The 1,331-nt window shown below is 49.3% G+C and carries 11 tRNA genes; all 11 read right to left on the reverse strand.

Annotated elements, in window-relative coordinates:
* Window positions 1-5: 5 nt before the first annotated feature.
* Window positions 6-81: transfer RNA gene (locus COE25_RS29545), tRNA-His, on the reverse strand.
* Window positions 82-92: 11 nt separating this feature from the next.
* A tRNA-Trp gene (locus COE25_RS29550) sits at window positions 93-166 on the reverse strand.
* Window positions 167-171: 5 nt separating this feature from the next.
* Window positions 172-256: transfer RNA gene (locus COE25_RS29555), tRNA-Tyr, on the reverse strand.
* A 26-nt stretch (window positions 257-282) separates the two neighbouring features.
* A tRNA-Thr gene (locus COE25_RS29560) sits at window positions 283-358 on the reverse strand.
* A 170-nt stretch (window positions 359-528) separates the two neighbouring features.
* A tRNA-Phe gene (locus COE25_RS29565) sits at window positions 529-604 on the reverse strand.
* Between the two features lie 8 nt (window positions 605-612).
* A tRNA-Asp gene (locus tag COE25_RS29570) sits at window positions 613-689 on the reverse strand.
* A 2-nt stretch (window positions 690-691) separates the two neighbouring features.
* A tRNA-Met gene (locus COE25_RS29575) sits at window positions 692-765 on the reverse strand.
* 154 nt (window positions 766-919) lie between these two features.
* A tRNA-Val gene (locus COE25_RS29580) sits at window positions 920-995 on the reverse strand.
* 41 nt (window positions 996-1,036) lie between these two features.
* Window positions 1,037-1,111 (reverse strand) — tRNA-Glu (locus tag COE25_RS29585).
* 19 nt (window positions 1,112-1,130) lie between these two features.
* Window positions 1,131-1,222 (reverse strand) — tRNA-Ser (locus tag COE25_RS29590).
* A gap of 4 nt (window positions 1,223-1,226) precedes the next feature.
* Window positions 1,227-1,301: transfer RNA gene (locus COE25_RS29595), tRNA-Asn, on the reverse strand.
* Between the last annotated feature and the right edge of the window lie 30 nt (window positions 1,302-1,331).

The following is a 1,331-nucleotide window of genomic DNA, read 5'->3' on the forward strand; positions in this document are numbered from 1 at the left end:
TATTATGGGGCGACTGATGGGAATCGAACCCACGAATGCCTGAACCACAATCAGGTGCGTTAACCACTTCGCCACAATCGCCACAATATAATTGGCAGGGGTAGTAGGAATTGAACCCACACCAAAGGTTTTGGAGACCTTCGTTCTACCTTTAAACTATACCCCTATAAATGGTGGAGGGGGACGGATTCGAACCGCCGAACCCGGAGGGAGCGGATTTACAGTCCGCCGCGTTTAGCCACTTCGCTACCCCTCCACATATTATATTCACTGTGTAACTTCTGGTGCCGGCGAGAGGACTTGAACCCCCAACCTACTGATTACAAGTCAGTTGCTCTACCAATTGAGCTACCCCGGCGTAAAATTTGGTATATTATTTAATTTATGAACGCTGTCCTAGTTATCGTCATCCTGACCTCAGGAAGTTTATGCAAGCAGCAACTCGGTCAGTATGCTGAAGATAATACAGGAAGCATATTCGGTCGTGCTCTACCAATTGAGCTACCCCGGCGTTATTTTTAGTATAAATGGTGGCTCAGGACGGAATCGAACCGCCGACACAAGGATTTTCAGTCCTTTGCTCTACCGACTGAGCTACTGAGCCAACATTAATGGCGGTCTGGACGGGACTCGAACCCGCGACCTCCTGCGTGACAGGCAGGCATTCTAACCAACTGAACTACCAGACCAATTGCGGGGACAGGATTTGAACCTGCGACCTTCGGGTTATGAGCCCGACGAGCTACCGGACTGCTCCACCCCGCGACAATGAAATTAACTTATTATTATCATGCTCATAGTTGGCATGGACTGTATCAATCTCAGAAGGCCTATTCAAGCAGCAGTTCGATTGATACAACTCGCAGTTTATTCATTGAAGCAACGCTCGTTGCTCCACCCCGCGACAATAATAATTATATGGTGGAGGATGACGGGCTCGAACCGCCGACCCTCTGCTTGTAAGGCAGATGCTCTCCCAGCTGAGCTAATCCTCCACATTAATGAAAGTTATTTTTCGCTAGTGCGTAAAAAACTTTGGTGACCCCTACGGGACTCGAACCCGTGTTACCTCCGTGAAAGGGAGGTGTCTTAACCGCTTGACCAAGGGGCCATATCTTTTAAAGAAATTATGGCGGAGAGCAAGGGATTTGAACCCTTGAGACAGGGTTACCCGCCTACACGATTTCCAATCGTGCTCCTTCGGCCACTCGGACAGCTCTCCATAATGGCTCCGCAGGTAGGACTCGAACCTACGACCGATCGGTTAACAGCCGATAGCTCTACCACTGAGCTACTGCGGAATAATAATACTACAGCCTGGCAACGTCCTA

The sequence above is a fragment of the Bacillus sp. AFS031507 genome, from assembly GCF_002584635.1.
GTDB lineage: Bacteria > Bacillota > Bacilli > Bacillales > Cytobacillaceae > Neobacillus.